This is a genomic window from Pseudoalteromonas sp. APC 3224, from assembly GCF_030407535.1.
Classification (GTDB): domain Bacteria; phylum Pseudomonadota; class Gammaproteobacteria; order Enterobacterales; family Alteromonadaceae; genus Pseudoalteromonas.
The window spans coordinates 1-24,775 of the sequence record NZ_JASDDF010000037.1; the positions used below are offsets into that span (position 1 = coordinate 1).

At 39.9% G+C, this 24,775-nt stretch carries 23 protein-coding genes and 2 pseudogenes; 14 read left to right on the forward strand and 11 right to left on the reverse strand.

The features are described from left to right. Positions 1-247 precede the first annotated feature (247 nt). The 8 genes from QL989_RS15875 (at position 248) to nth (ending at position 9,035) form a co-directional block, all read left to right on the forward strand. Positions 248-2,191, forward strand: coding sequence for a GGDEF domain-containing protein (locus QL989_RS15875; RefSeq protein ID WP_290171091.1), 1,944 nt, complete (start codon positions 248-250; stop codon positions 2,189-2,191). Between the two features lie 244 nt (positions 2,192-2,435). Next, complete coding sequence (gene rsxA, locus QL989_RS15880) at positions 2,436-3,017, forward strand: electron transport complex subunit RsxA (RefSeq protein ID WP_008115244.1); 582 nt, start codon at positions 2,436-2,438, stop codon at positions 3,015-3,017. Between the two features lies 1 nt (position 3,018). Further along, the gene (gene rsxB, locus QL989_RS15885; protein ID WP_008115242.1) at positions 3,019-3,573 is read left to right on the forward strand and encodes an electron transport complex subunit RsxB; all 555 of its coding nucleotides are present in this window, start codon (positions 3,019-3,021) and stop codon (positions 3,571-3,573) included. An 8-nt stretch (positions 3,574-3,581) separates the two neighbouring features. After that, positions 3,582-5,972 carry an electron transport complex subunit RsxC gene (gene rsxC, locus QL989_RS15890; protein WP_290171092.1) on the forward strand — a complete coding sequence of 797 codons (2,391 nt, stop codon included), beginning with the start codon at positions 3,582-3,584 and terminating at the stop codon, positions 5,970-5,972. Next, positions 5,969-7,027 carry an electron transport complex subunit RsxD gene (gene rsxD, locus QL989_RS15895; RefSeq protein ID WP_008115238.1) on the forward strand — a complete coding sequence of 353 codons (1,059 nt, stop codon included), beginning with the start codon at positions 5,969-5,971 and terminating at the stop codon, positions 7,025-7,027. Before rsxC ends, rsxD begins: the two co-directional genes overlap by 4 nt. Then, entirely contained in the window at positions 7,024-7,662 is a 639-nt protein-coding gene (gene rsxG / locus QL989_RS15900; protein ID WP_290171093.1) for an electron transport complex subunit RsxG, read from the forward strand. The genes rsxD and rsxG overlap by 4 nt, the downstream gene beginning before the upstream one ends. Then, positions 7,659-8,357, forward strand: a complete 699-nt coding sequence (locus tag QL989_RS15905; protein WP_010388435.1) for an electron transport complex subunit E — start codon at positions 7,659-7,661, stop codon at positions 8,355-8,357. The genes rsxG and QL989_RS15905 overlap by 4 nt, the downstream gene beginning before the upstream one ends. 45 nt (positions 8,358-8,402) lie before the next feature. Beyond that, complete coding sequence (nth, locus tag QL989_RS15910; protein ID WP_055013367.1) at positions 8,403-9,035, forward strand: endonuclease III; 633 nt, start codon at positions 8,403-8,405, stop codon at positions 9,033-9,035. A gap of 150 nt (positions 9,036-9,185) precedes the next feature. Here nth and QL989_RS15920 read toward each other — a convergent pair whose 3' ends face one another. The 6 genes from QL989_RS15920 to QL989_RS15945 form a co-directional block, all read right to left on the reverse strand. Next, the gene (locus tag QL989_RS15920; RefSeq protein WP_131690274.1) at positions 9,186-9,749 is read right to left on the reverse strand and encodes a hypothetical protein; all 564 of its coding nucleotides are present in this window, start codon (positions 9,747-9,749) and stop codon (positions 9,186-9,188) included. A 124-nt stretch (positions 9,750-9,873) separates the two neighbouring features. Then, entirely contained in the window at positions 9,874-10,716 is an 843-nt protein-coding gene (locus QL989_RS15925) for a hypothetical protein (protein WP_182759213.1), read from the reverse strand. A 117-nt stretch (positions 10,717-10,833) separates the two neighbouring features. Next, positions 10,834-11,235, reverse strand: coding sequence for a hypothetical protein (locus tag QL989_RS15930; protein ID WP_027695261.1), 402 nt, complete (start codon positions 11,233-11,235; stop codon positions 10,834-10,836). Positions 11,236-11,488: 253 nt separating this feature from the next. Further along, positions 11,489-12,247, reverse strand: a complete 759-nt coding sequence (locus tag QL989_RS15935; RefSeq protein ID WP_290171098.1) for a hypothetical protein — start codon at positions 12,245-12,247, stop codon at positions 11,489-11,491. A 341-nt stretch (positions 12,248-12,588) separates the two neighbouring features. Next, the gene (locus QL989_RS15940; RefSeq protein ID WP_290171100.1) at positions 12,589-13,680 is read right to left on the reverse strand and encodes an IS91 family transposase; all 1,092 of its coding nucleotides are present in this window, start codon (positions 13,678-13,680) and stop codon (positions 12,589-12,591) included. Then, on the reverse strand, positions 13,677-14,510 hold the full coding sequence (locus QL989_RS15945) for a tyrosine-type recombinase/integrase (RefSeq protein ID WP_290171101.1): 834 nt from the start codon (positions 14,508-14,510) through the stop codon (positions 13,677-13,679). Before QL989_RS15945 ends, QL989_RS15940 begins: the two co-directional genes overlap by 4 nt. A gap of 387 nt (positions 14,511-14,897) precedes the next feature. On the opposite strand from QL989_RS15945, the gene QL989_RS15950 reads away from it, so the two are divergent. Further along, positions 14,898-15,521 carry a tyrosine-type recombinase/integrase gene (locus tag QL989_RS15950; RefSeq protein ID WP_010388419.1) on the forward strand — a complete coding sequence of 208 codons (624 nt, stop codon included), beginning with the start codon at positions 14,898-14,900 and terminating at the stop codon, positions 15,519-15,521. 177 nt (positions 15,522-15,698) lie between these two features. Here QL989_RS15950 and QL989_RS15955 read toward each other — a convergent pair whose 3' ends face one another. The 3 genes from QL989_RS15955 to QL989_RS15965 form a co-directional block, all read right to left on the reverse strand. Next, positions 15,699-16,829 (reverse strand): alpha/beta hydrolase-fold protein, encoded by a 1,131-nt coding sequence (locus tag QL989_RS15955; protein ID WP_290171104.1) that lies wholly within the window; start codon positions 16,827-16,829, stop codon positions 15,699-15,701. Positions 16,830-17,332: 503 nt separating this feature from the next. Further along, positions 17,333-17,542 (reverse strand): hypothetical protein, encoded by a 210-nt coding sequence (locus QL989_RS15960; protein WP_182757554.1) that lies wholly within the window; start codon positions 17,540-17,542, stop codon positions 17,333-17,335. Between the two features lie 263 nt (positions 17,543-17,805). Further along, positions 17,806-18,381, reverse strand: a complete 576-nt coding sequence (locus QL989_RS15965) for a hypothetical protein (protein WP_290171107.1) — start codon at positions 18,379-18,381, stop codon at positions 17,806-17,808. Between the two features lie 568 nt (positions 18,382-18,949). Between QL989_RS15965 and QL989_RS15970 the strand changes: the two are divergent. Further along, positions 18,950-19,195, forward strand: a pseudogene (locus tag QL989_RS15970) (endonuclease III); the annotation flags it as partial. 283 nt (positions 19,196-19,478) lie between these two features. On the opposite strand, the gene QL989_RS15975 reads toward QL989_RS15970, so the two are convergent. Next, positions 19,479-20,033, reverse strand: a complete 555-nt coding sequence (locus QL989_RS15975) for a TetR/AcrR family transcriptional regulator (protein WP_138569935.1) — start codon at positions 20,031-20,033, stop codon at positions 19,479-19,481. Positions 20,034-20,122: 89 nt separating this feature from the next. On the opposite strand from QL989_RS15975, the gene QL989_RS15980 reads away from it, so the two are divergent. The 4 genes and pseudogenes from QL989_RS15980 (at position 20,123) to gloA (ending at position 24,135) form a co-directional block, all read left to right on the forward strand. After that, positions 20,123-21,196 (forward strand): DUF418 domain-containing protein, encoded by a 1,074-nt coding sequence (locus QL989_RS15980; RefSeq protein WP_010388400.1) that lies wholly within the window; start codon positions 20,123-20,125, stop codon positions 21,194-21,196. Between the two features lie 143 nt (positions 21,197-21,339). Then, a pseudogene (locus tag QL989_RS15985) lies at positions 21,340-21,441 on the forward strand (endonuclease III); the annotation flags it as partial. A gap of 310 nt (positions 21,442-21,751) precedes the next feature. Continuing rightward, complete coding sequence (locus QL989_RS15990; protein WP_290171109.1) at positions 21,752-23,662, forward strand: aminotransferase class V-fold PLP-dependent enzyme; 1,911 nt, start codon at positions 21,752-21,754, stop codon at positions 23,660-23,662. An 86-nt stretch (positions 23,663-23,748) separates the two neighbouring features. Further along, positions 23,749-24,135, forward strand: coding sequence for a lactoylglutathione lyase (gene gloA, locus QL989_RS15995; RefSeq protein WP_138608757.1), 387 nt, complete (start codon positions 23,749-23,751; stop codon positions 24,133-24,135). 49 nt (positions 24,136-24,184) lie between these two features. Here the strand turns inward: gloA and QL989_RS16000 are convergent, their stop codons facing one another. Continuing rightward, positions 24,185-24,451, reverse strand: coding sequence for a DksA/TraR family C4-type zinc finger protein (locus QL989_RS16000; RefSeq protein ID WP_055013360.1), 267 nt, complete (start codon positions 24,449-24,451; stop codon positions 24,185-24,187). Positions 24,452-24,775: the final 324 nt, after the last annotated feature.

The window sequence follows — 24,775 nt, forward strand, 5'->3', positions numbered from 1 at the left end:
CCCCCTTAGCTCAGTTGGTTAGAGCGACGGACTGTTAATCCGCAGGTCCCCCGTTCGAGTCGGGGAGGGGGAGCCAATTTACTACACTTCCATAGACATCTCCTTAAATTTGCTCTACCATTTCCTATTAAAATAAAAAACTTTTTGATTACAAAAACTAACTATTTGATAACTTTCTCTATCAAGCTATAATTATTTTAATAATCATGAGGTTGTGTCCTCCCCTTTGACATATAAAGATTAAACAATGGCAGCATTTAAAAAACTTATTTTTATACAACTGATGGCTTGGTTGATTCTTGTGACTGCTGGCTGTTATTTTATTGGCCAAAACTTTGATAGTGCCATCGGTAAAGCTCAAAAAAATGCGCAGGCGACCGTCGAGCAATATATTAAAAACCTATCTGCAACTGACCTCTCTGCTGATAACTTAAAAAATACACTTGCAAGCAGTGAAATTTTTTCACATTTTACTTTACGTGATTATCAAGGTGCGGAAGTATTTTCAGTTAACAATTCAGCGCAATTACCTGTTATTGCAGAATTTATTCAGTCAAACAATAACTCAGTGCGCCCTCAGTATGCCACTAATGATAACGCCGATATAAAAGTTGAATTTAAAATAAACATCACTCATTTGAGTGAGCAGTTTCAAACTGCTTTTTTTATAATTTTAATTATTAGCACCCTACTCGCTCTAATACCTATTGCATTAATGAAAACCATTGTTAAGCACATTAATGACAATATATGTACGGACGTTGCTGATGTCATTGATATTTATATAAACCAAAATCAACTAGGCGATGATTTTGCGACTAAAATTGATTCGCCAGAGTTAGCTAAGTTAGGGAAAAGTTTAATTCCTAGCTTTAATCGTTTATCGCACTTTTTAAAAAGTAAGAATGACAATATAAAAAATGCTGCACACACAATAAAACGTGAGGCCTACAAAGACGGTGTGACTGAGTTAGGTAATCGCAATATGTTTGTTGATTACTACGAAAAGAATATTGAAAACACCGAAGTAAGTACATTTGGCTCTTTAGCACTCGTTCGCTGTAGTGAGTTGCAGTCTATAAATCAAAGCCGCGGTTATCAAAAAGGTGATGAATACATTAAAGCCGTTGCAGATATTATTGTCAGCATCAGTGGCACCTATTCCGGCAGTCAAGTTTTTAGAGTTAACAGCTCTGATTTTATAACAATTTTACCAAATACCCCGTTAAAAGAAGCCGAAAAATTTGGTGAGAACTTACAATCTCGCTTTACTCAATATATGCAAAACCAAGAGCTTAGCTCGGTTGCAAACACTGGTATTGTGGGGTACGAAAAATCAAAACCTTTGGGTGAGTTACTCTCTATTGTTGATAATGCAATGAGCATGGCGCAGTCTAAGCAAGCTAATGCGTGGCATGTGCAACGTGATACTGATCTAGTTAATAATGTGAGCGCAGGATTTGGTAACCAAAACTGGCGTAAAGTGATTAACGAAGTAATTGAGTCTAAAAGCGTCCATTTGGTGATCCAAAATATTATGCCTTTAGGCAAAAGCATTAAAGCCTATGCTGAAATTCAAGCCCGCTTCAAAACAGAAGAAAACCAAGCTTTGCCTACCGCTTCATTTTTAGCAATGGCTGAAAAGCTCGATATGGCCATTGAAATTGACAAGTTAATAATAGAATCGTCTTTGGAAAGAATAAAATCGAGTAATTTATCTGAAAAGTATTTTGGCTTAAATATTACCCCATCTAGCGCGCACAGCGACCAATTCATGATTTGGTTAGAGCGCCGTTTACTTAAAGATACCCATATTGCTTCTAAATTAATTTTTGAAGTGAGTGAATTTGGTCTTCAACAAAATATTAAAGCAAGCAAACGCTTCATTGACATGGTGCATCGAGTAGGTGCCAGAATAACGGTAGAACGCTTTGGTGTGGGACTCACCTCATTTAAATTTTTCAGAGATTTAAAACCAGATTTTATTAAAATGGATGCAAGCTATACACGTGGTTTGGAAGACGATAAAAACAATCAGTACTTTATGCGTTTAATGGTCGACCTTGCCCATAGAATTGGCGTCAGTGTTTTTGCAGAGGGCGTTGAAAGCCAAGAAGAAAAACATATTGTAGAAACATTATGCCTTGATGGTGTTCAAGGTTACTATATTGAAAAGCCTAAAGACATCTAACCCCCCTACTACAATTACCGTAAAAAAGAGCATTTATGCTCTTTTTTACGTTTTAAAGTGTGCTTTTATGACTGTTCAGCCGTTAAAATGCTGACAGTTTTTTAATTGCAAACTCCCTTAAATTTAACCCTTTACAATTAGCCCATTATTTAACGTTGTTTATTTAACTGATAATCACTCAACGTGTTGTTAATCGCAGTAGAAAAAAGGATAATACACGGGATTTTATTAGCGTGAGGCACACATGACAGAATACGTCTTGTTATTAATTGGAACAGTGTTAGTTAACAACTTTGTATTAGTACAATTTTTAGGCCTTTGCCCGTTTATGGGTGTATCAGGAAAACTTGATACCGCCATAGGTATGTCTTTAGCAACCACCTTTGTGCTAACGCTTGCCTCTGTGACCAGTTATTTAGTAAACGAGTATATTTTATTACCACTAGATATCACCTACCTGAAAACAATGAGCTTTATTTTAGTTATTGCAGTGGTTGTTCAATTTACTGAAATGGTTGTTAGAAAAACCAGTCCAACGTTATACCGTCTACTGGGAATATTTTTACCTTTAATAACGACTAACTGTGCAGTACTCGGTGTTGCTTTATTAAATATCAAAGAAGATCACACCTTTTTACAATCTGCCGTTTATGGCTTTGGTGCCGCTGTAGGTTTTTCATTAGTATTGGTTTTATTTGCGGCATTGCGCGAACGTTTGGCCGCAGCAGATGTGCCCACTCCATTTAAAGGTGCCTCAATCGCAATGATAACGGCAGGTTTAATGTCAATGGCCTTTATGGGTTTTACTGGATTAGTGAAGTTTTAATATGACCTTGTTGTACGCTTTAATAGCGCTGGGTTTGCTGGCGTTAATTTTCGGATTAATTTTAGGATTTGCAGCTGTTCGCTTTCGCGTTGAAGGTAACCCTGTAGTGGAGCAAATCGATACCATTTTGCCACAAACACAATGTGGTCAATGCGGTTACCCTGGTTGTCGCCCTTATGCAGAAGCCATTGCCAATGGCGATGAAATTAACAAGTGCCCACCCGGTGGTGATGCCACAGTTAAGAAATTGGCCGATTTGATGGGTGTTGAGGCTAAACCCTTAGCCGGCGGCGAACAAGCCGAGCCAGTTAAAACGGTGGCTTACATTCGCGAAGACGAATGTATTGGCTGTACCAAATGTATTCAAGCCTGCCCTGTTGATGCCATTGTTGGTGCAACCCGTCAAATGCACACTGTTCTAATTGACGAATGCACAGGCTGCGACTTATGCGTTGAACCTTGTCCGGTCGATTGTATTGACATGCTACCTGTTGCACCAACAAAACAAACTTGGAAATGGCAACTAGACGCTATTCCTGTTACCCAAATAGATTAGAGGTTTGAGTGGAAAAGTTACTTGAACAAATAAAAAAAGGCACCGTTTGGGCATTTCCTGGCGGCGTACACCCTCCTCAGCAAAAGTCATTATCTAATAATGCGCCTATTGCGCGCCTTCCTTTGCCTGAAAAACTCGTTTTGCCTTTAAAGCAGCATATTGGCGCTAGCGGTAAATTAATTGTAGAAAAAAGCCAGCACGTATTAAAAGGTCAACCATTAACTAAGCCTTCTGCTAACTGGTCGGTACCTGTGCACGCACCGACTTCAGGCACTATTATTGATATAACGCCTATGCCATCAGCGCACCCTTCTGCCTTGCCTGAATTAAGCATTATTATTGAACCTGATGGCAACGATACCTGGTGTGAATTATCGCCTTTAGCAAACCCAGCCACTGCATCACACGATGAACTGGTTGATGTTATTCATAATGCGGGGATCTCTGGCATGGGAGGCGCAGGTTTTCCAACCTACGTTAAAGCAGATATTAAGCAGCCGATTGAGTTTTTAATCGTGAACGCGGTTGAGTGTGAACCTTACATCACGGCTGACGATACTTTAATGCGCGAACATGCCGCTGAAATAACCAAAGGTATTGAGCTCATGCAACAGCTGCTCAATCCTACCCTGTGTATTATTGGTATAGAAGACAATAAGCCCGAGGCTATCACAGCCATGACAGAAGCGGCGAAGCATAACGAGCATATTTTAATACAAACCGTGCCTACTGTTTACCCCTCTGGCGGTGAAAAACAGCTAATAAAACTGCTCACTAACCGTGAAGTACCTAATGGTGGCATTCCTGCTGATATCGGCATTTTAGTACATAACACCGGCACTTTATTTGCGATACAGCAAGCTGTATACGAAGGTAAACCGTTAATTGAACGTGTCGTTACCGTTACCGGCAATACCATACATAATCCAGGCAACGTATGGGCTTTACTAGGTACTGAAATTAAGCACTTACTTGATTGCCAAGGTTTTTCACCTGTGCCGCAACAGCGCGTGGTCATGGGCGGCCCTATGATGGGCTTTACCTTACCAACGGTTCGTATTGGCGTTGTTAAAACAACAAACTGCATACTTGCCCCAGATCACAAAGAATTAGCAGAGCCTGGCCCAGAAAAAGCCTGTATTCGCTGCAGTGCCTGTGCCGATGCCTGCCCTGCCTCGTTATTGCCACAACAATTACAATGGTTTGCTAAATCAAAAGAATACGACAAACTCCAAGAGCATAACTTATTTGATTGTATTGAATGTGGCGCGTGTGCCTATGTTTGCCCAAGTGAAATACCACTCGTTCAATACTACCGCGTTGCAAAAGTTGAGATTAAAGAGCAAATTGCCGAGAAGATAAAATCAGATCGCGCTAAAGAACGATTTGATGCACGTAAAGCGCGTTTAGAGCAAGAACAAGCTGAGCGAAAAAATCGTCACAAACGTAAGCCAGCAGCTAAATCAACCGAAGAACAGCAAAAAGTAGCCGATGCCCTTGCCCGCGTTAAAGATAAAACCAGCGATGGTGACAATAAATCAGCTGTAGCAGCGGCAATTGCGCGTGCTAAAGCTAAAAAGCAAGGTGGCGAACTTGAGCCAGATAACAGTGAAGTTGCAAAAGAACGCGCAGCCCGTAAAGAGCAAGCTCGCCTTTATAAAGAGCAAAAAGCACAAAATAATGGTGATGACGAAGCTGTAGATGACAAAAAGTCAGCAGTTGCAGCCGCTATTGCCCGCGCTAAAGCCAAAAAGGCAGCACAAGCAAATGAGCAAACACCAAGCGATGACACTGCAAGTGAATCTCCAGTTGCTGCTGATGATAAAAAAGCCGCGGTAGCCGCTGCTATCGCCCGTGCTAAAGCCAAAAAGGCAGCACAAGCTAATGAGCAAACAGCAAGCGATGACACTGCAAGTGAATCTCCAGTTGCTGCTGATGATAAAAAAGCCGCCGTCGCTGCAGCCATCGCCCGCGCTAAAGCCAAAAAAGCAGCACAAGCAAATGAGCAAACACCAAGCGATAGCACAACAAGTGAATCTCCAGTTGCTGCCGATGATAAAAAAGCTGCCGTCGCTGCAGCCATTGCCCGTGCTAAAGCCAAAAAAGCAGCGCAAGCTGCTGAGCAAACAGCAAACGATGACATAGCAAGTGAATCACCTGTCGCCGCCGATGATAAAAAAGCTGCCGTCGCTGCAGCCATTGCCCGCGCTAAAGCCAAAAAAGCAGCGCAGGCTGATGAATTAGCAAAACAGAATGAAAACGCTGAGCCACAAAGCAACGATGAATCTTCAGAAGGTTCACAGCAAACAGCTCAAGAAAAAAAGAAAGCCGCCGTAGCCGCCGCTATTGCTCGCGCTAAAGCTAAAAAGCAACAAAAAGAAGGAAATGATCAGTCATGAAACTAACCATGGCCAGTTCACCCCATAATCATAGTCACAAATCTGTGACACGGTTAATGTTAACTGTAATTGCGGCTTGTATTCCTGGTGTTATTGCGCAAGTTGTATTTTTTGGCACCGGTGTCCTTATCCAATTATTATTAGCGTTAGTGTGTGTAAGCGCGTTTGAAGCAGCCGTGATGTTAATGCGTAAACGCCCTATTTGGCCTGCATTAAGCGATGGCAGTGCATGGCTTACCGGTGTGTTATTGGCAATAAGTATTCCGCCTTTAGCGCCTTGGTGGATTATTGTTATAGGGTGTTTGTTTGCCATAGTTATTGTTAAACAGCTATATGGTGGTTTAGGGTTTAATTTATTTAACCCTGCGATGGCAGCCTATGTGCTTTTATTAGTGTCGTTCCCTGTGCAAATGACTGCTTGGTTACCCGTTACAGAATTACTTAATACGGGTATTACTTTTAGCCAGCAGTTAAGCTTAATCTTTAGCGATTTTACCACGTTAGGATACAGCTTAGATCAGCTTCGAGTAGGAATAGACGGCAGCACAATGGCTACCCCACTTGATACCTTAAAAACAGATATTGCTCACGGACTAACGGTGACAGAGAGCATGCAAAAGAGCGTATTTAATGAGTGGACTGGCCTAGGTTGGGGATGGGTTAACTTAGCCTTCTTACTCGGCGGCCTTTACCTGTTAAAAACAAAAGTAATTAACTGGCATATACCAGTGAGTTTTATTGCAAGCTTAAGCTTATGCGCAGCAATTGGTTATATTGCCTCGCCAGGTACAGAGCCGGGTGTGGTGTTTCACTTGTTTAGTGGTGCGACTATGCTGGGGGCCTTTTTTATCGCCACCGATCCTGTATCAGCTGCAACCACCAATCGAGGTCGCCTTATTTATGGTGCAGCAATTGGTTTAATTGTGTATTTAATTCGCACCTTTGGTGGTTTTCCTGATGCAGTTGCATTTGGGGTGTTGCTAATAAACATAGCGGTACCGCTTATCGATTACTATACACAACCAAGAACCTATGGCCATGGAGCAGTAAAATGATTATTTCTTCAATGGTAAAAAATGGCGCAATATTGTGTGGGTTTGCGTTACTAACAACGGGACTCGTTGCCACAATTAATACACTTACCGCTGATAAAATTGCAGAGCAAGAGCAGTTGGAATTAACTAATCAGCTTCAAGAAGTATTGCCGCATTTCAAATACAGCAATAAGCTATCGCAAGATTGTGTAATTATATCTGATCCATTACTAGGGCCATACGACAACCAAGTTATTTATCGTGCCCGAAAAGATAACGAACCTGTGGCATTAGTCATTCGTCATGTCACCCCTAGCGGCTACAGTGGTGATATAAACTTACTCAGTGCAGTATATCGCGATGGTACCGTTGCGGGTGTAAGGGTAACCAAACATGAAGAAACGCCAGGTTTAGGTGATAAAGTTGAAGTAAAAAAATCAGACTGGATCACCACATTTAATACAAAAACAGTACAAAGCGAAAGCGACGATCGTTGGGCCGTTAAAAAAGACGGCGGCCAGTTTGATCAGTTTACTGGCGCTACAATTACACCTCGTGCCGTCGTAGGCTCAGTCAAAAACGCGGTACTTTATGCACAAGATAACTTTGATGCTCTGTTCACAGCAGCAAACGCATGCCCAGAGGTAACGCCATGAGCGAATTAAAAACCCTTTACAAAGAAGGCTTATGGGGAAATAACCCCGCCTTGGTACAGTTATTAGGTTTATGCCCTTTACTCGCTGTTACCTCTACAATTACTAATGCGCTAGGTTTAGGCTTAGCAACCTTATTGGTATTAGTAGGCTCTAATATTACTGTATCAATAGTGCGTAACTGGGTACCTAAAGATATTAGAATACCTGTATTTGTAATGATCATTGCCGGTTTTGTAACAATTGTGCAGCTGTTAATGAACGCTTACACTTTTGGCCTTTACCAATCTTTAGGGATTTTCATTCCGTTAATTGTAACCAACTGCGCCATTATTGGCCGTGCAGAAGCGTTTGCCTCAAAAAATCCAGTGCACTTATCCGCCTTTGATGGCTTGATGATGGGCTTAGGCTTTATGTTGGTTCTGGTTGTACTTGGCGCTATGCGAGAGCTGGTTGGACAAGGCACATTATTTGATGGTGCCGATTTATTACTCGGGCCTTGGGCTGCTATATTGCGCATTGAAGTATTTAGCTTTGATAGCCAGTTTTTACTGGCCATTTTACCACCAGGCGCATTCTTAGGGCTTGGGCTACTGATCGCCGCTAAAAATGTAATTGATGCACAAATAAAATCAAAACAAGTTGCACCGCCAGAAGCTGAAAAAGGCCCTAGAGCGCGTGTTACTAGCTTAACTTAAGGGGAAAACGCATTAACTTAATAAAGCTAATGCGTTTTAAGTTACATGAATAAAGAAAAACGTCACCAAATACTTACTCGCTTACGCGACGACAATCCACATCCTGAAACGGAGCTTGAATATTCAAGCCCGTTTGAGTTACTAGTTGCCGTTACGCTCTCAGCACAAGCCACCGATGTTGGGGTAAATAAAGCCACTCGTAAATTATTTCCGGTTGCTAATACGCCACAAGCCATTTTAGATATTGGCCACGACACACTGCGTGATTACATAAAAACCATCGGCTTATTTAATTCAAAAGCAGCCAATGTATATAAAATGTGCCAAATATTGGTAGATCAGCATAACGGTGAAGTGCCAGAGAACCGTGAAGCCCTTGAAGCCCTGCCAGGCGTAGGTCGTAAAACTGCCAATGTTGTACTGAACACCGCTTTTGGCTGGCCGACAATCGCTGTAGATACGCACATATTCCGTGTATCAAACCGTACCAAGCTTGCTATGGGTAAAGATGTGGTTGCGGTTGAGCAAAAACTCGAAAAAGTCATTCCCAAAGAATTTAAAGTCGATGTACATCACTGGCTCATTTTGCATGGTCGCTATACCTGTGTGGCGCGTAAGCCAAAGTGTGGCAGCTGTATTATTGAGGATTTATGTGAGTTTAAAGAGAAAACAGAGTAATTAAAGCCTGCTTTGTGCCAATTGCGGACGTTTGTAACGCCTTGTTAAGGTGTGAGGCACGCAATACCTAAGCCTCCGCATACCACCTAACCACTAAACTTGACGCATGGTAAAAATGCCACGCGTGCCGAATCACTCTTGAACAATTTGTTAGCTGTGTAGCTGAAGATCGCGCGAACTCCCCTGAATTTTATCAATTTGTGCCTCTGCCAGTTTTAGGAACTCTAGTACCTCGTCACACCAGTCTAAAACAGAAAAGAAGAACTCCCACCTTTCTCCCTGATATGCCCCTGAAACAGTAATATCTCCTGACCACCAAACCATTTCTTTAGGTAAGGATTTTCGGCCAATGAAATCAAGATTAAAACCATCAGCATGGATAACCTTATTACAAATAAATCGAAAGCCTTTCATCTTTTTCTTGCCATCAGCACAACTACCAGCGCCGTAGGTCGTAATTGATTTTTCTACTGGGAATTTAATTCCTTGAGAGCTCAACGCGTCGACTAAGCACCGAACCTTAACTGAAATTTCTATTAGATTATTGCTGACGATAGTTTTAGTTAATGCCGTGTAATCAGCGAGATTATAGACTTTATGATACTCATCAGACCCCATACGGTATCTTTTACAAAATTCTTCACCTGACAAAGACATTCCAACCACAACGATTAACTTTGTCTTGATTTCTTCGATACCAAAATAATGAGACATATTACTCCAAATTTTTCATTAAACAGCTAACGCCGCGAGCATGGGCTGGCAGAAGTGGCACGTAATTGCGTAAGCAATTTAAGTGACGCTTTTGACAGTCCAATGCCTTGCCTTGTTAGCTGCATTACAATTGCTGAAAAACAACAGTTTGTTTAGTTGCACCAAGAACGGTTGTGTAATTGGTGACGCCTACAAACTTTAATGGTGCGCGTGAAATGCTAGACCAAAATTGCCCCTCAATTGCAGGTAAGTTTGTAATGATGGTTATTGGTGGTAAACGTGTGCTGTAACTAGTTAACATAAGCTTACCGTCCAAGACCTGTGATACTTTGTAATCACCATCCTCAGTCCATACAAATTTATTTTGATGTTGAGCGAAGCCATTTGTTTGGAAACTATAAACTAGCTCATTGAAATTTTTCTGGTTGCTGTCAGAAAACATGGGCTCTAACCCCGTTGATTTTTTTACGGACGCAACTAATTCTGCATCCTTTTCCATTCTTTGCTTTCTGCGTTTGGCTGAATCTTTTTGTATTTGTGTGTATTTATCTTTACAAAGCGTTGGGAGGTTGAGTAGTTCTGGTGCCGACAGGTCAACTTTTTGAGAATATTTTGAAGAGCCCAAATATCTAGCAACCTGAACATTTGTGGCTTTATTAAGATATTCAGCTTCATCGTATTCTTTGGATGAGCGATAATCTTTTTCTCCATTAAAGAAAAAAGACCATTGGGGCTGATAAGCTCTTTGTCCACTGCTTTTATCTATGAATGAGAATGAATACTTTTGTTTGTTGGAGTCGCACTGTGCTGCAACTTTGATGTCGTATTCTAGGTTCTGTGATTGAATTTTATATCCAACACTTCTTCCTGTATCGAAATAATTATGGCTTAAATCCTCAGGCTTAATAGGATTGCTTGATATACAGCCAGATAAGATGATTGGGAGAGCTATGATGTATTTTCTCATCTCTTGTTCCTTTATGAGCTTAAGCAGCTAACGCCCTGTTAACAGGCAAAAATAGTTGGTTAAAATTGGCGACGAAGGAGCAAAACCAACTGTTTTTTGTCCTTGTTTAACAGTTTGTTAGGTAATAATTACACCAATTGCTAATGTAGCCAATCCTCCACCAGTTGCCACGGCGCAACACCACATTAACCGTCTCTTTTTTAGCAACGCCAATTCTTTATGCTCCTTGATTTGAGTCGGAGAAATCGGGTTAACTTTTGTTTCATGAGGAAGTACACCGAGAAACGAAAAGACCAAGCCCCAAAAGAACAAGAATAAAGAGACACCCAACCAAGTTGCACTTATGCTTTCTGGTTTCATAAATGCTATACCACCACCCATTAGAGTAGTATTTAATGTTAGAAACTGAGTTAAAACACCATGAGCATTCTCAATGTTCTTTTTAATAGTTTCTTCTCCCCACCGAAGATAAAATAAGTCTTCTTCACTAGGAGGTGTAGATTGAATGGGATCAGCCATTATTGGGTGTCACCGAACATTGAGTTCCGCAGTGCGTACATTTTGGTACATAGGTAACAGGTCTAGGTGTTACATCATCTAGAAACATAATTGGTGTCTTTGAAGCATCAAACTCCGATTCTTTTTGGCAAGAATGACACACAAATTTAACGATTTTCACAAGTACTCTCCTTATTACCTAACGCTTTTAGCAGGGGCGCGACGTCAGGAGCGCCCCTTGCCTAAACTTGTTAAGTGCTTATCAAAAATAAAATTATATTGCTGCATCTCTCTGTTTCATTATATTGAGGAGTTCGCGCTTTGAGCTCTTAAAACCGATAGCACCAAAGCACAACCCTTTTATTTCTTCTTTGAGTGCGTAGCAAACTTTGGATTTATCCTCAAACTCTTTAAGTATATATTCTTTTCCTTTTTGGCTTTTAGCAAAAAATATGGACTGCATTTCGCCATTGCATACATAGCCAAACTTAACGAGAGTTTTATTTACATACATAAAAGACTCACCTTGCTTAGATTTGCTATTTAGGTCACAGCTTGAATTAACTGTAAGCAATGATATTTCTAGAGAGTTTCTATCATTAATGCTCAGAATTGCTTTTGAACCACCATTTTGACTATAAAATACTGGATTGTTAGAAGGTAATTTATTCCAGTCTGGTGCCGTTGTAGTTTTTTGGTTTTTTGGATATTTTGTCAAAATCGCATTTTTATTTGAGTGCACCATATCAATAACAGAGGCTAAGACATTACAGTCAAATGGCTTTAGCTCTGTAGATTTTTTAGATAGATTATTTTCATGCTTGTCGTCTAGTCCTTCGCTGCCCAGAAAGGCAACTACTTTTCTTTGAGTAGCATTGGAGTCCCAGCACTTCTTATCTAAGCCATTATCATAAGCCGCCTGTATATATGCAGCAGCATCAGAATAGCTATTAATGCTCACATTCAACTCATTAGCCTTAGCATAATGAGTAGATAAACTGATTAGAAATAGAATTAATAATACTCTGATCATGATGGATACTCTTTTTTACACTTAACATTTTAGTATTTATGCGACACGCTGTTTGTGTTGCATAATCACTTGTTGGACTGAGCCGCTACCTGCTCGGTGTGTCAGAGTTGGTGTTGTTTATGCTATGGGAATTTGCTTTTTAGAGGCTCTCACTTTCCTCGCTAATTTAATCAGCTTAGCGAGTGTTATGTAAGCTTTCCCTGCATTGCTCAGCGCTTTTTATGTATTCATTACACCTAAATTTGCCTTAATAAGCAATTATATTTTTTACACGTACAGAGGCCGCTAGCCTGAACAATTAAGCAGGTTAACTTATTGATTTGATGCAGCAAGCAAGGCTGCTAACTCGTTCGCGCTACTTTGTTTGTCGCCTCATCTAAATTCATCACACCAATAAGTCGTAAAGTACCCGTCTTGCATGACTGGCAAGGCCAATGGGGTATTAATCGTTCTTGCTCTACCTTCGGCTTCACCGCTTTGCATGGGGTTGCTGATACTTGAGCCTTTATTAACCCTAACTTTCGCTTGCGACACGCATTAGCTAAAAAGCCATAGTGGCGAATGCGCATAAACCCTTTCGGCAATACATGTTGTAAGTAACGACGTAAAAATTCGTCACAACTCAGTGTCATGACCTTATCGCGGTTATTATCTGCATAATCGTGGTATTTAAAGCTCACTGACTGCTCATTCGCTGACACTAATCGCGATTCTGACATCACGCCTTTTCGTGTATAACGAGCAAGGTAACTAACTAGCTTTTCACTGTACGTTAAACAGGCTTTGCTATACACGCACCATTTGGTTGGTGTGCTTATCTTCACGAATGAACCATCTGATTCGTTTAACGCCGCCAGCATTTTTCCTCTAAACACTGTTGATAACGCTTTTACGGGGTATAAGTAGCCTTTTTCTATTTCATGCCAGTGCGCTTTATCTAGCGCGCCTGCGGGTATCAAGCAATGCAAATGGATATGCTGACTTAAGTTTTGCCCCCACGTATGCAGTACGCTTGTCATGCCTAACTGGCCATGCCTCTTTCGTTTCGCAAATTTGCTCAGCGTTTGCCATGCGGCTTTAAATAAACACTGGTACAACGCGCTTGGGTTATAGTGCGCAATGATATTCAACTCATGAGGGAGCGTAAAAACAAGGTGGAAATACCGACACGGTAATAAATCCTCTTGCTGCCTTTGCACCCACTTAGCAGTAGCCATGCCTTGGCAACGCGGACAATGACGGTCTCGACAACTACATCCAATCTTTTGCGACTCACCACAGTTATCACATTGCCATGCTTGGTAACCAAGCTGACCTGTTCTGCATGATTGAAGGTGCTGACACACGCGCAGTTGTTGATAGCTCATCGTATGATGCTGTCGATAATTCTCAAGATTTGAGTTTAAAATATCAGCGAGATGCAAAGCGCTCACTGTTTACCCCAACTCGCAAGCAAATCAATGCCGCCATGCCCTAATTCAGGTAACCAGTGTAAGTAACTTTGTGTGGTTTTAATATCACTGTGACCAAGCTGATGTTGCAGTTGATGAAGTGGCATACCTGATTCAAGTTGGTGTGTTGCATAAGCATGGCGTAAAGCATGTGGGTTACAGTGCTTTAAGCCACACGCTTGTGCATGTTTTCTCAATGCCTTCCTGAAGGTCGATGCTGACATAGGTTCATCCAATAACAACCGCGAGTAAAACATCCAGCCCGTTGGATGATACATTTTCCAATAACAACGTAATTGATTCAGCACACTGTCTGATACAACCACATACCGTGACTTATCCCCTTTACCCTGTTCAATTAAAATGGTTTTACGCTGCCCATCGATATCTTGTACTTTAATGCGTAGCAGTTCGCTTATACGTAAGCCACATCCATAACACACCACTATCAATGTTTTTAAGCGCATATCGGTGCAACTTTCTATAAGCCGTCGCATGTCATCGCGCGATAAATACGTGGGTGCGCGAAGTTTTACTTTTGGCAGTGCAATATCTAAGTTAAGTGGGCGGTGTAAAATATTCTTAAACAGAAACCAAATGCTGTTTATCTGTATTTTTTGGCTTGCTCTGGAGAGCTTGCGAATAGCGGGATCTTTAAAAAATATATTCAGCTCATCATCAGTAATTAAATCGAGTGGTTTATTAAAATAATGGCTGAGTTTAAGCAAATGCTCGCAGTAACTTTTACAGGTACTTTGTGAATAACCAAGATAGGCTATTTCAGTTTTGACTTGTTCAATGAGTGTATTCATGACTTACCTCCAAGTTATGGGATAACCCCAAGGTAAGTGTGGCTCAAATGGTAAGAATAGGATCTCCGCGTAGCGGCTTAGTTCAACAATTTAATAGTGCGCTCATCGCGCATATCTCTGCCGACTTAACGCTCACTTTTCCATATTATATAGTTTTAACAAATTACCTAAGGTATTACTATCACTAAGTTTTCTAAAACTTTTAAGTAAAGTTAAATGGAACAATATGCGCGCGTCGCTCATTTTCATGAATATATGCGCAAAGAGTAGTTTAACCAATCAACTAACTCTTGTGTTTAGCCAACCTCAATGACCGGTTATCGCTCATACCCGAATTTTTTTGTAGCAAGCTAAGCTTAAAACTCCATAAACACCGGAGTACAACTAATGCACCAGTTAACTATATATCAGCCTAAAGAGCCTTGGAATAAAAATAAGCTTGTAGGACAAAAGTTACCTTTAAAATTACAGCAAATATGGGCTATCCGAATACGACTAGAACTTTTTCATAAAATAAGAGATCTAGCACTATTTAACCTAGCCATAGATAGCAAACTAAGAGGGTGTGATTTAGTTTCACTAAAAGTTAATGACATCGCTCATGGTAAAACAATCCAATCAAGGGCAATAGTCGTTCAAAAAAAGACTGGTATGCCTGTTCAATTTGAAATTACTGGAAATACAAGGAAATCAATTGTGGCGCTCATAGAGCAATTTACTCTCAATTCTTATGATTACTTGTTTAAGTCACGAATTCATTCCTCTGAACACCTTTCAACCCGTCAATATGGACGTATAGTTGATTCTTGGGTCACCTCAATTGGATTAGATAAGACTCAATATGGCACTCATTCTATGAGACGTACCAAACCATCACTAATTTACAAAAAAACTAAAAATTTAAGAGCCTGTCAGCTTCTACTTGGCCATAGAAAACTAGAGAGCACTGTCAGGTACTTGGGAATAGAAGTTGATGATGCGTTAGAAGTATCAGAACAGATCGATGCTTAAATTTGGACCTAAGCCAGACTCGAAGTTAGAGTCTGGCACGTATCAATTGTTATCACTCAGCAACGCCTAAATTTAGCGTGAGAATTTGCTCAGAGGATTAAAGTCACGCCAGCGCTATTTGCTGGCGATAAGATTTGATTGTTAGCTGTATTACTTTACAGGCTACCTGATGACCATCTATTTTTTGCTTAGCTTCAAGTCCGTATTTTGCTCCTTGATCTCAGCGATAAAAATTGAATTATTGGCGACAGCCAGTTCCAGCGCACGCTCAGATGCAATTAACGCATCAGGTAAATTCTTATTCAAACTGTAAGCTGTTGCTAAACTATCCCACAGTATCTCTGAATTAGGAAAAGTCTCAGTACCTTTTTCCAAAATTTCAACGCCCCATGCTGGCTTATCTTCATACGTAGCTTTGAGCCCATAAACATTATACTGATGTGCCGATAAAGGGAATGCATAACCGAACTCTTTAGCTTTATCCTCATAAAATTTTATTAGGTTCGACAGAGGCATGATATCAATCTCAGGTACCGCATTCCAATCAGAAAAAATAGCTTGTAACCCTTTTGCCATTCCTACTACGGGAGTGGTGTCGTGTGTTTCATCGGGGAACCTTGCGTACTTATAATAAAGCCCTGATTTTGATTTTTTTTCCAATGCCAATAACATGCGCTCAAAAGCTTCGGGCATTTCGTTCGGCTCACTTGCCATACTTAGAAACCATCGAAAAGTTTTTGCTCCACTGGTTGAGTGCTTCTTTTCAAAGTCTGTAACTATTGTAGCTTCATCCCACCAAAGACTTGGGCTAATGGATATCGCAGCATTAAATTTAGTATTACCTTTAACTGCAAGGTAACTGGTATATAGACCAGAAAGTGAGTGGCCTGCGATAACATAATAAGGCGCAACTCTATATTGCTTATTAAGTTGGTTTAATAACTCTTCTTGTAGGAAACGCGTGAGTAAGTCAGCTTTACCGGCTCGACCGACAAATGCATCAGGCTCAGTATGAGTAAAAAATGCTAATCTATTTTTTAGACTTACACCTACAACAATCATTTCCGGTATTGCTGCATAAGTGCTGTAAAAATGCGCGCTAGCTGCCGCGTGATTGAATTGAGTGGCGCCATCTAATACAACTAGTACAGGGTATGAAAAGTTATCAGAATGTCGATAAGTGTCTGGTAACGATATCTGAACGGTAACGTCTTTTCCTAGGAACTCAGAATTTATACTCAAGCGGTCATACTGCGCAAGAGCTTGAGTAGAATTTAAAAAAAATAAAACGATTAATATAAATCTCATTGGATACCTTTAAAGTTAACGGCTTATTCAACACCATTTAGATGGTTTATAACACACGAAAACAGCGGTTAATAATGTTATCAGACAACATTCGGCTCCTACTCAAAGAAGTAGGAATAAATTTAACTTTTTCAGTGTCTGCTTTTCGCTCTCTGTTGACCTACACAGCTAATATAATATCTCTACGCCCTTCATACTATGATTACTGACAAGGTCAATGAGCTTGGAATCTTTAATGAAGGTATAATCAAATGTACACTCTAAATCTGAAAGTTGGAGGAGCTTAGGCGTTTTCTTTAAGCAGAGGGAGTTTTAAGCATTTTGATTTAGACAGAGTTTAGAATAACGAGGCGCTGTATATATGTATACCTATCACGCGATAACTTTGAGTATCCTGCCAAAATAGCTCGGCTTTAAAGTCTACCATGAGCAATAATTGAAGCAGTATTTTACCAAAACAAAATCACGCTGCTATGTTACGATTCCTGCTTCAATTACTTGTATTAGTTATTTTCAGGCAGTTTTTTAATCACTAAAAAGTAATAAACGAGGTACCCTAACCAAGAAATAAAGAATGACATTAAGAACCAAACGACTTTGTCCGTGCCTTTTGCTTTTTTAGATACTAAAGCTAGAATCCAAGGCAAAGCTCCCATAAAGAAAATAAATAGCAAAATAAATATTTGCCATAGACTAATTCCACCTAACCCCATCCTAACTCCTTTATAACTTAGATGAACTAAAAATCATCCGTTCTTTACTGCCCACAGCATACCAAAACTGAGCATTACTTGTCTTGTATTTTTAGTAGTACTTTAAACCGTTGTTTGGCTGCTTACCGCTCTTTTGAGGCATTCGCCAAAACACGTTTTTGGACAAAACGTTTTAGGTCGTCGGCTGTATTAGGTGAATTTCTATGGGCTAACGCTTAAAGCAGCGGCGTATTTATTCGTCCGCTGCCTTTACTTGTTAGCACTTACATCATTGCCGTAAGCGCAGGGATAAATGGAGCTATCAGTGTCATATGGTTCGCTGCAGCGCCAATAAATGCCTTGTATGTATTGCCTATTGAGCCAGACTTACTTTCCGCCTGCATATCTTCGACAGCAGTAATTAGTGGCTCTTTGCTTTCAATATTAGAAGCTTTGATGACAGCAAGCAGATCTTCAAAAACTTGTTCATTTATAGAAATCGACTGTTGCGCCCCCTCAGATTGGACAGCAATATTGCTGTTGCTTACATTTTGAATACTAATGCTTGGCTTTTCATTATTCACGGGCAGTCCGTTCTCTAATTTGTACAAATTTGATTGCTCTAATAACAAAAGTGTTTGTTTAACAACTTCTGCTAAATTCATCTGCTCCTCGAAAGCAGTAACCATTTGATTAAATGCCCACGAATTTAGAGATAACTCGTTAAAGGCCTGTTGAGCTTCGTCAATCACATATTGCAGGTCAGAGTAGACCCAGGTATTTTCAAATCTTTTAATAATGCTGGTTAAAGTAGGGTATGTTGTTATATCAAAGTTTATTGCCGCCAAAGCATCAGACATAAACAATCCCATGTCTCGACCATCAGCATAGATTCTCTCTATCTTCCCCTTTTTTAACCCGTCATTAATAGGCCAAACAGTCTGCTCCCAATCTTCATTGTTTTTTAAGTGAGACCACCACTTATCTTTGTTTCTATATTCCTAGCCTATAGAAAGCAATCGACTTATTAGGGGTTCTACATCATTAAGATCTCGTCTTACTTCCATTAAGTATTACCTTGGTTAAAATTTACGGGTGCTAACATTTTAGTATTTATGCGACACGCAGTTTGTGTTGCATAATCGCTTGTTGGACTGAGGCGCTACCTGCTCAGTGTGCAGAGTTGGTGTTACTTATGCTATGGACTTACATATATAGAAAGGCTTTTTATGGCCTAAGCGAAATCAAGCCAAGTTTACTGGCGTATCTATCGTATCTAAGCTGTCCCTGCGTAACTCAGCGTTTATTATGTATCCATTAAACCTAATGTTTAACCATTAAGCAATTATATTTAGCCACCCCCAATGACCGCTGTTCGCTCAAAGCAGTCTTGAAAAAGTAAGTATTTTCGTTCTACGTTCATTATATTTTGGCTGGCCGACAATCGCTGTAGATACGCATATTTTCCGTGTTTCTAACCGTACTAAACTTGCCATGGGTAAAGACGTGGTTGCGGTTGAACAAAAACTCGAAAAAGTGATCCCCAAAGAATTTAAAGTCGATGTACATCACTGGCTCATTTTACATGGGCGCTATACCTGCGTTGCCCGTAAACCAAAATGTGGCAGCTGTATTATTGAAGACTTGTGTGAGTTTAAAGATAAGACTGAATAGCTCCCACCTGTTAAGGTACGAAAGCGGACGTTAGCTTTGGCTTACCCAGTGTCAAGTTGCGACATAGCTGGCTTAAGTTGTGTCGATTTCCCCCCAAAAAAAGAACTGATAGGTAGCAAACTGATCTTTTAAATAAATTAACCACAAGATGTGCCTAGTAAACTTATAACGATTCACTCACTTCTTTTAGCAGCTAAGTGTGCTCGTTGAATGGCTCAGGGGTTATGCTGGCGTAGTAACTGTCTTCAGTAAATTAATGTTACATCTATATTCTTGCAGGGGGTTATGAAGCAACCCCACTCTTGAACGATAAAAAAGCTAAATGTGCTGCCTTACCTGAACTGTAATTATCTAGATGACTCATCTTGTAACCTGCGTACAATAAACCTTCAAAAAAATAAAAAACCCAATCAACACAGAAGTGCTTACTTAATAACCCCTCATCTTTCGCAAGTTTTATCAATTCTCGTATCTCGTTATCTTGCTGTTGCATACGAACTTGAAGCTTTTCACTTTTCTGAAACATCTTCTCGAACTTTTGCAAAAAAGCGAATTCCTCGTATAACGGCAAAGTATTTTCGAATACAAGCCTAATAGCATCCAATGAGTCTTTAGCTTTATTTTCAACGGACATATTTACTTCGTCAAAGCGGTCTAAACAATATAACGCAATCTCTTCTTGAAGCGCTTCCTTATGCTTAAATTGGCGGTACACCGTTGCTCTACCAACTTCAGCCCTTTTAGCCACGTCAACTAGCGTTGAATCCTCATTTTGAATAAACAGTTTTAACCCCGATTGAATAATTTTTTTTCTCGAATTATTTGTTCTTGCATCCATTTTATGAGACAGCCTTGTATCATCTATTAAGTTCCATTATGATACAGCAATGTCTCAAAAGTTAAAAATGAATTCTGTGGAGCAAGAGAGTGAATAGACTAATCGGTATTGACTTTGCAAGAGCGTTAGCGCTCTTTGGTATGGTTATTGTCAACTTTAAGTTAGCCATGAACGCCGATATTGGCACACCACAATTAATAGAGTTTGCGGCTCTATTCGAAGGTCGGGCTTCGGCTTTGTTTGTTATATTAGCGGGTATAGGTATTGCGTTTTTAACTAAAAAATGTGTTACCAGTGGATCACTTGAACACATCAAGCAAGTAAGAACCTCTTTGATAAAAAGGTCTGTTTTACTACTTTTGATTGGCTTGGCTTTTACACCTATTTGGGAAGCCGACATCTTGAAATTCTATGCATTCTATTTTTTGATAGCTGCATTATTATTTACTCTTAGCAGCAAGAAACTGCTCAGTGCATCTATCGGTTTTGTTTTTGCATTTCCATTAATGTGGCTATTCTTTGATTACGAAAAAGGATGGGATTGGCTTGAGCTTAGTTATTCTGGTTTTTGGACAACTGAAGGAGTGATTAGACACCTTTTCTTTAATGGTTATCACCCAGTTTTACCATGGTGTGGTTTCTTGCTATTTGGCATATGGTTGGGTAAACAAGATTTATCCAATACTAATGTAAGGAAGTCTTTGTTTACATGGTCTTTAAGTATTTTACTTATTGTAGAAGCAAGCTTCTATATGCTGAGAATGTGGGCAGGAGATGACCCGTCTATTGGCATGTCAAAAGATGAAATTGAGTTTTTGTTAACCACGTCAATAATACCGCCGTTGCCACAATATATGTTTTCAGCTGCAAGCTCTGCCGTTCTTGTTTTGCTGGTTTCTCTAAAACTAGCAAGTGTATTTCCTACCAACCGGTTAATTGAGTGGCTAAGCAAAACTGGGCAGTTAACGTTAACTCTGTATGTAGCACATGTCATTATTGGCATGGGAATTCTTGAGGCAACTGGCTTACTCGTTAATCAAACCATAGACTTGTCAATATTTTCCGCATTGGTTTTTTGCATAATTAGCATAATTTTCAGTGTGTTTTGGCTCAAGTATTTTAAACACGGGCCTTTAGAATGGATTTTTAAAAAATGCACTTAGTAGGCCAAAACATTGTTTTAAAAAACTAAAACTATTGAGACTGTTAGCTGTTTAATTAGGGTAAATAATGCTATGTCGATAGTAACAGTCAGGAAGTTAATAAAAGCATCCTATAGGTATTACCTTTTGCATCTACTTTTATTATCTTTCGGCTGGCCGACTCAAACCTTGATAAGTTTGCTATGGGTAAGAACCTTGTTGAAGTAGAAAAGAAGCTCGAAAAAGTAGTACCTATAGAGTTTAAAGATAAAGTAGAATAGATCCGTAAATAAAAAACGTTCATTTAGCACGATTGTTAATAATAAACCTCAATTATCAGGCTTATAAGAATAAGCTCAATGATTAATTCGTATTCCAGTGTTACTTTTTTGTTTATTCAAAGTAGGTGTCTAACTTTGGCACCTTTCATTTTTCATACCTTGTAAATCAATTCAAATAAAATCTGTTTATTCGTGATTTGCCGTAATTATTGGAACATTTCCAAAGTATTAATTTCACAAGTCTTAATTCATTAGTTATGCTACTGAGCATAATAAAATTATAGTGCGACCCTCTATGTTACCCTTACTTCGTATATTACTGATTGAGCAAGACCCTAGCACCTTAAAAGAACTTTCGACGAATCTGTCAAAAGTTACCCCTAATTTTGAGCGAAACGATATTCATATCGATATTATTGAATACCTTGAACTTGAACAAGCACTGGAGTGTGTAAAGGAAGATGGTGATATTCAGGCCGTTGTACTTAGTTGGGATGTGCAAAATAAGGTTGGTGAACGCACTTATAGTCGTTTTATCGAACAACTAAAGGGGATCCGTCTTGAGTTACCTGTGTATGTTATTGGTGACGACACAGAGGGGCTAGAAATCGTTAATGAGTCGGAGGAGATTGAGTCATTCTTCTTTAAAGATGAAGTAATCTCAGACCCTGAAGCAATTTTAGGTTATATGATCAACGACTTTGATGATCGCTCAGAAACGCCTTTTTGGACAGCGTACCGCCGTTATGTTGGCGAGTCGAACGATTCATGGCACACACCTGGGCACAGCGGTGGTTCAAGCTTTAGAAATTCTCCCTATATTAAAGATTTTTATCAGTTTTATGGCCGTAATGTGTTTGTGGGTGACTTGTCGGTGTCAGTCGATTCGTTAGGCTCATTATCAGATAGCACCAATACCATTGGCCGTGCCCAAGAGTCAGCTGCCGCTACGTTTGAGGTGAAGCACACTTACTTCGTCACTAATGGGTCATCCACTTCAAATAAAATCATCTTGCAGACACTGCTTCGCAAAGGCGATAAAGTGATTATTGACCGTAATTGCCATAAATCTGTGCACTATGGCATTTTGCAATCAGCCAGTTTACCCATTTACTTGTCGAGTATTTTAAACCCTAAATATGGGATTTTTGCGCCACCGTCATTGGCTGATATAAAACAAGCAATAGAACAAAATAGCGATGCAAAATTACTGGTTCTTACCGGTTGTACTTACGATGGCCTGCTGAGCGACCTTAAACAGGTAGTCGAGTTTGCTCATCAACATGGTATTAAGGTGTTTATCGACGAAGCGTGGTTTGCTTACTCGCTATTTCATCCAAGTTTACGGTATTATTCTGCGATTCATGCTGGCGCTGATTATGTTACTCATTCAGCGCATAAAGTGGTATCGGCGTTTTCTCAGGCATCGTATATCCATGTAAACGATCCTGATTTTGATGCTGACTTCTTTCGCGAGATTTACAGTATTTATGCCAGTACATCGCCGAAATATCAGCTTATCGCTTCTCTTGATGTGTGCCAAAAACAATTGGAGATGGAAGGCTATAAGTTACTCAATGCCTTGTTAAATCATGTAGACGAATTTAAGCAACAGATGGCATCACTAAAGCAGATTAAAGTGCTTGGTAAACAAGAGTTTATGGAAATATTCCCGCACTTTAGTGATGATAACATGGGCCACGACCCGCTAAAAATTCTTATCGACATTAGCGAATTACCCTATTCATTAAAAGATATTCATAAGTATCTGCTGGATGAAATTGGCTTAGAAATAGAAAAATACACCCACAGTACTATTTTGGTGTTACTGACTCTTGGCGGCACGCGCTCAAAGATCATTCGCTTATACAATGCGTTGAAAAAACTCGATAGTGGCAAGGTAAAACTAGCCACATCGACACGACGTTCTCGCTTACCGGAGAATTTACCAGCTATAGACTTAGCCTGTATTCCAAGCGAAGCTTTTTATGGCGAGCGCGAATCGGTACCTATTAGCAAAAGTAACAACCGCATTTGCGCCGGTTTAGTTACGCCCTACCCGCCAGGAATTCCGCTTTTGGTTCCGGGGCAACATATTACACAAGAGCATATAGACTATCTGAAGGAGCTTGCAGGACAAGGGTTAACGATTCAGGGCAGTTTTGATGGCGAAATATATGTCCTTAAAGGTAAAGTTGAGAAGTAAAAATATCGCGTAATACAGTTTTATGATTAGGAATTGCTTATAATCGTACTTTACAGATTTCAAAGAATAAATTGAGGTAAATTTAAATGCGTTTACTACATACTATGTTACGGGTTGCTGATCTAGATAAATCAATTGCCTTTTACACTAATGTGCTAGGTATGAAAGAGTTACGTCGTGCTGATAATGAAGAGTATCGCTATACCCTTGCCTTCGTCGGCTACGGTGATGAAACTGATACAACAGTACTTGAACTGACCTATAACTGGGATACTGACAGCTACGATTTAGGTAATGCCTATGGCCATATAGCGATTGAATTTGATGATATTTATAAGGCCTGTGAGGATATCAAAGCAGCTGGCGGTAACGTTAGTCGTGAACCAGGTCCAGTAAAAGGTGGCAAAACGGAAATTGCATTTGTTAAAGACCCTGATGGATATGCAATTGAACTTATTCAGAAAAAATCATAAATAATCACGGGTAGTATTTTACCCATAAAAAAAGGTGCCTTGAGCACCTTTATCGTAATTGACTATCTTTACTGCCACGGCGATTAAACGCGTTAGCATTACTTGGTAGCCCTTCTAATTCCGCTTGGCATGAAATACAGTAGCGCACGCCTGGTAATGCTAACCTTCTTGCTTGTGGTATTCTCTCGTCACACTCATCACAAAGCTCAGCGCTCGCTCCTGAAATTAGGTTACTTCTTGCGTATTGCACTGCATCATTAACACTTGCATCTATTTGATCTTGAATTGCGCCATCTCGCGCCCATCCACTTGCCATAAATCCTCCTCATTTTTTGGAAGTTTTATGTAGATTAACAAGTAGAATATTTATAAGCCCTGAATAAAAAACACAGATACTTTTAATTAAGTCTTTTGAGGTTGAACAATACTTGAGTGAATATCGTGACTCTAGGCTTTGATAAACCTAAATATTTAATTTAGAGAGGTATTCTATAGACGAACGTAAGAAGTGCTTGAACAGAAAATTTTTTATCTTAATAACACATACCTACTTTAGAAAAAGTAAGTGGCGTCCCCAAGGGGATTCGAACCCCTGTTACCGCCGTGAAAGGGCGGTGTCCTAGGCCTCTAGACGATGGGG

Bases quoted from the DNA above. Each gene is read 5' to 3' on its own strand.
- rsxG (WP_290171093.1), top strand. From the start codon at position 7,024: ATGATTATTTCTTCAATGGTAAAAAATGGCGCAATATTGTGTGGGTTT.
- rsxD (WP_008115238.1), top strand. From the start codon at position 5,969: ATGAAACTAACCATGGCCAGTTCACCCCATAATCATAGTCACAAATCT.
- QL989_RS15950 (WP_010388419.1), top strand. From the start codon at position 14,898: ATGCACCAGTTAACTATATATCAGCCTAAAGAGCCTTGGAATAAAAAT.
- QL989_RS15905 (WP_010388435.1), top strand. From the start codon at position 7,659: ATGAGCGAATTAAAAACCCTTTACAAAGAAGGCTTATGGGGAAATAAC.
- QL989_RS15935 (WP_290171098.1), bottom strand. From the start codon at position 12,247: ATGATCAGAGTATTATTAATTCTATTTCTAATCAGTTTATCTACTCAT.
- rsxA (WP_008115244.1), top strand. From the start codon at position 2,436: ATGACAGAATACGTCTTGTTATTAATTGGAACAGTGTTAGTTAACAAC.
- rsxB (WP_008115242.1), top strand. From the start codon at position 3,019: ATGACCTTGTTGTACGCTTTAATAGCGCTGGGTTTGCTGGCGTTAATT.
- QL989_RS15960 (WP_182757554.1), bottom strand. From the start codon at position 17,542: ATGGGGTTAGGTGGAATTAGTCTATGGCAAATATTTATTTTGCTATTT.
- QL989_RS16000 (WP_055013360.1), bottom strand. From the start codon at position 24,451: ATGGCAAGTGGATGGGCGCGAGATGGCGCAATTCAAGATCAAATAGAT.
- QL989_RS15965 (WP_290171107.1), bottom strand. From the start codon at position 18,381: ATGTCTGATGCTTTGGCGGCAATAAACTTTGATATAACAACATACCCT.
- nth (WP_055013367.1), top strand. From the start codon at position 8,403: ATGAATAAAGAAAAACGTCACCAAATACTTACTCGCTTACGCGACGAC.
- QL989_RS15945 (WP_290171101.1), bottom strand. From the start codon at position 14,510: ATGAATACACTCATTGAACAAGTCAAAACTGAAATAGCCTATCTTGGT.
- QL989_RS15925 (WP_182759213.1), bottom strand. From the start codon at position 10,716: ATGAGAAAATACATCATAGCTCTCCCAATCATCTTATCTGGCTGTATA.
- QL989_RS15990 (WP_290171109.1), top strand. From the start codon at position 21,752: ATGTTACCCTTACTTCGTATATTACTGATTGAGCAAGACCCTAGCACC.
- QL989_RS15975 (WP_138569935.1), bottom strand. From the start codon at position 20,033: ATGGATGCAAGAACAAATAATTCGAGAAAAAAAATTATTCAATCGGGG.
- QL989_RS15955 (WP_290171104.1), bottom strand. From the start codon at position 16,829: ATGAGATTTATATTAATCGTTTTATTTTTTTTAAATTCTACTCAAGCT.
- QL989_RS15930 (WP_027695261.1), bottom strand. From the start codon at position 11,235: ATGGCTGATCCCATTCAATCTACACCTCCTAGTGAAGAAGACTTATTT.
- QL989_RS15875 (WP_290171091.1), top strand. From the start codon at position 248: ATGGCAGCATTTAAAAAACTTATTTTTATACAACTGATGGCTTGGTTG.
- gloA (WP_138608757.1), top strand. From the start codon at position 23,749: ATGCGTTTACTACATACTATGTTACGGGTTGCTGATCTAGATAAATCA.
- QL989_RS15920 (WP_131690274.1), bottom strand. From the start codon at position 9,749: ATGTCTCATTATTTTGGTATCGAAGAAATCAAGACAAAGTTAATCGTT.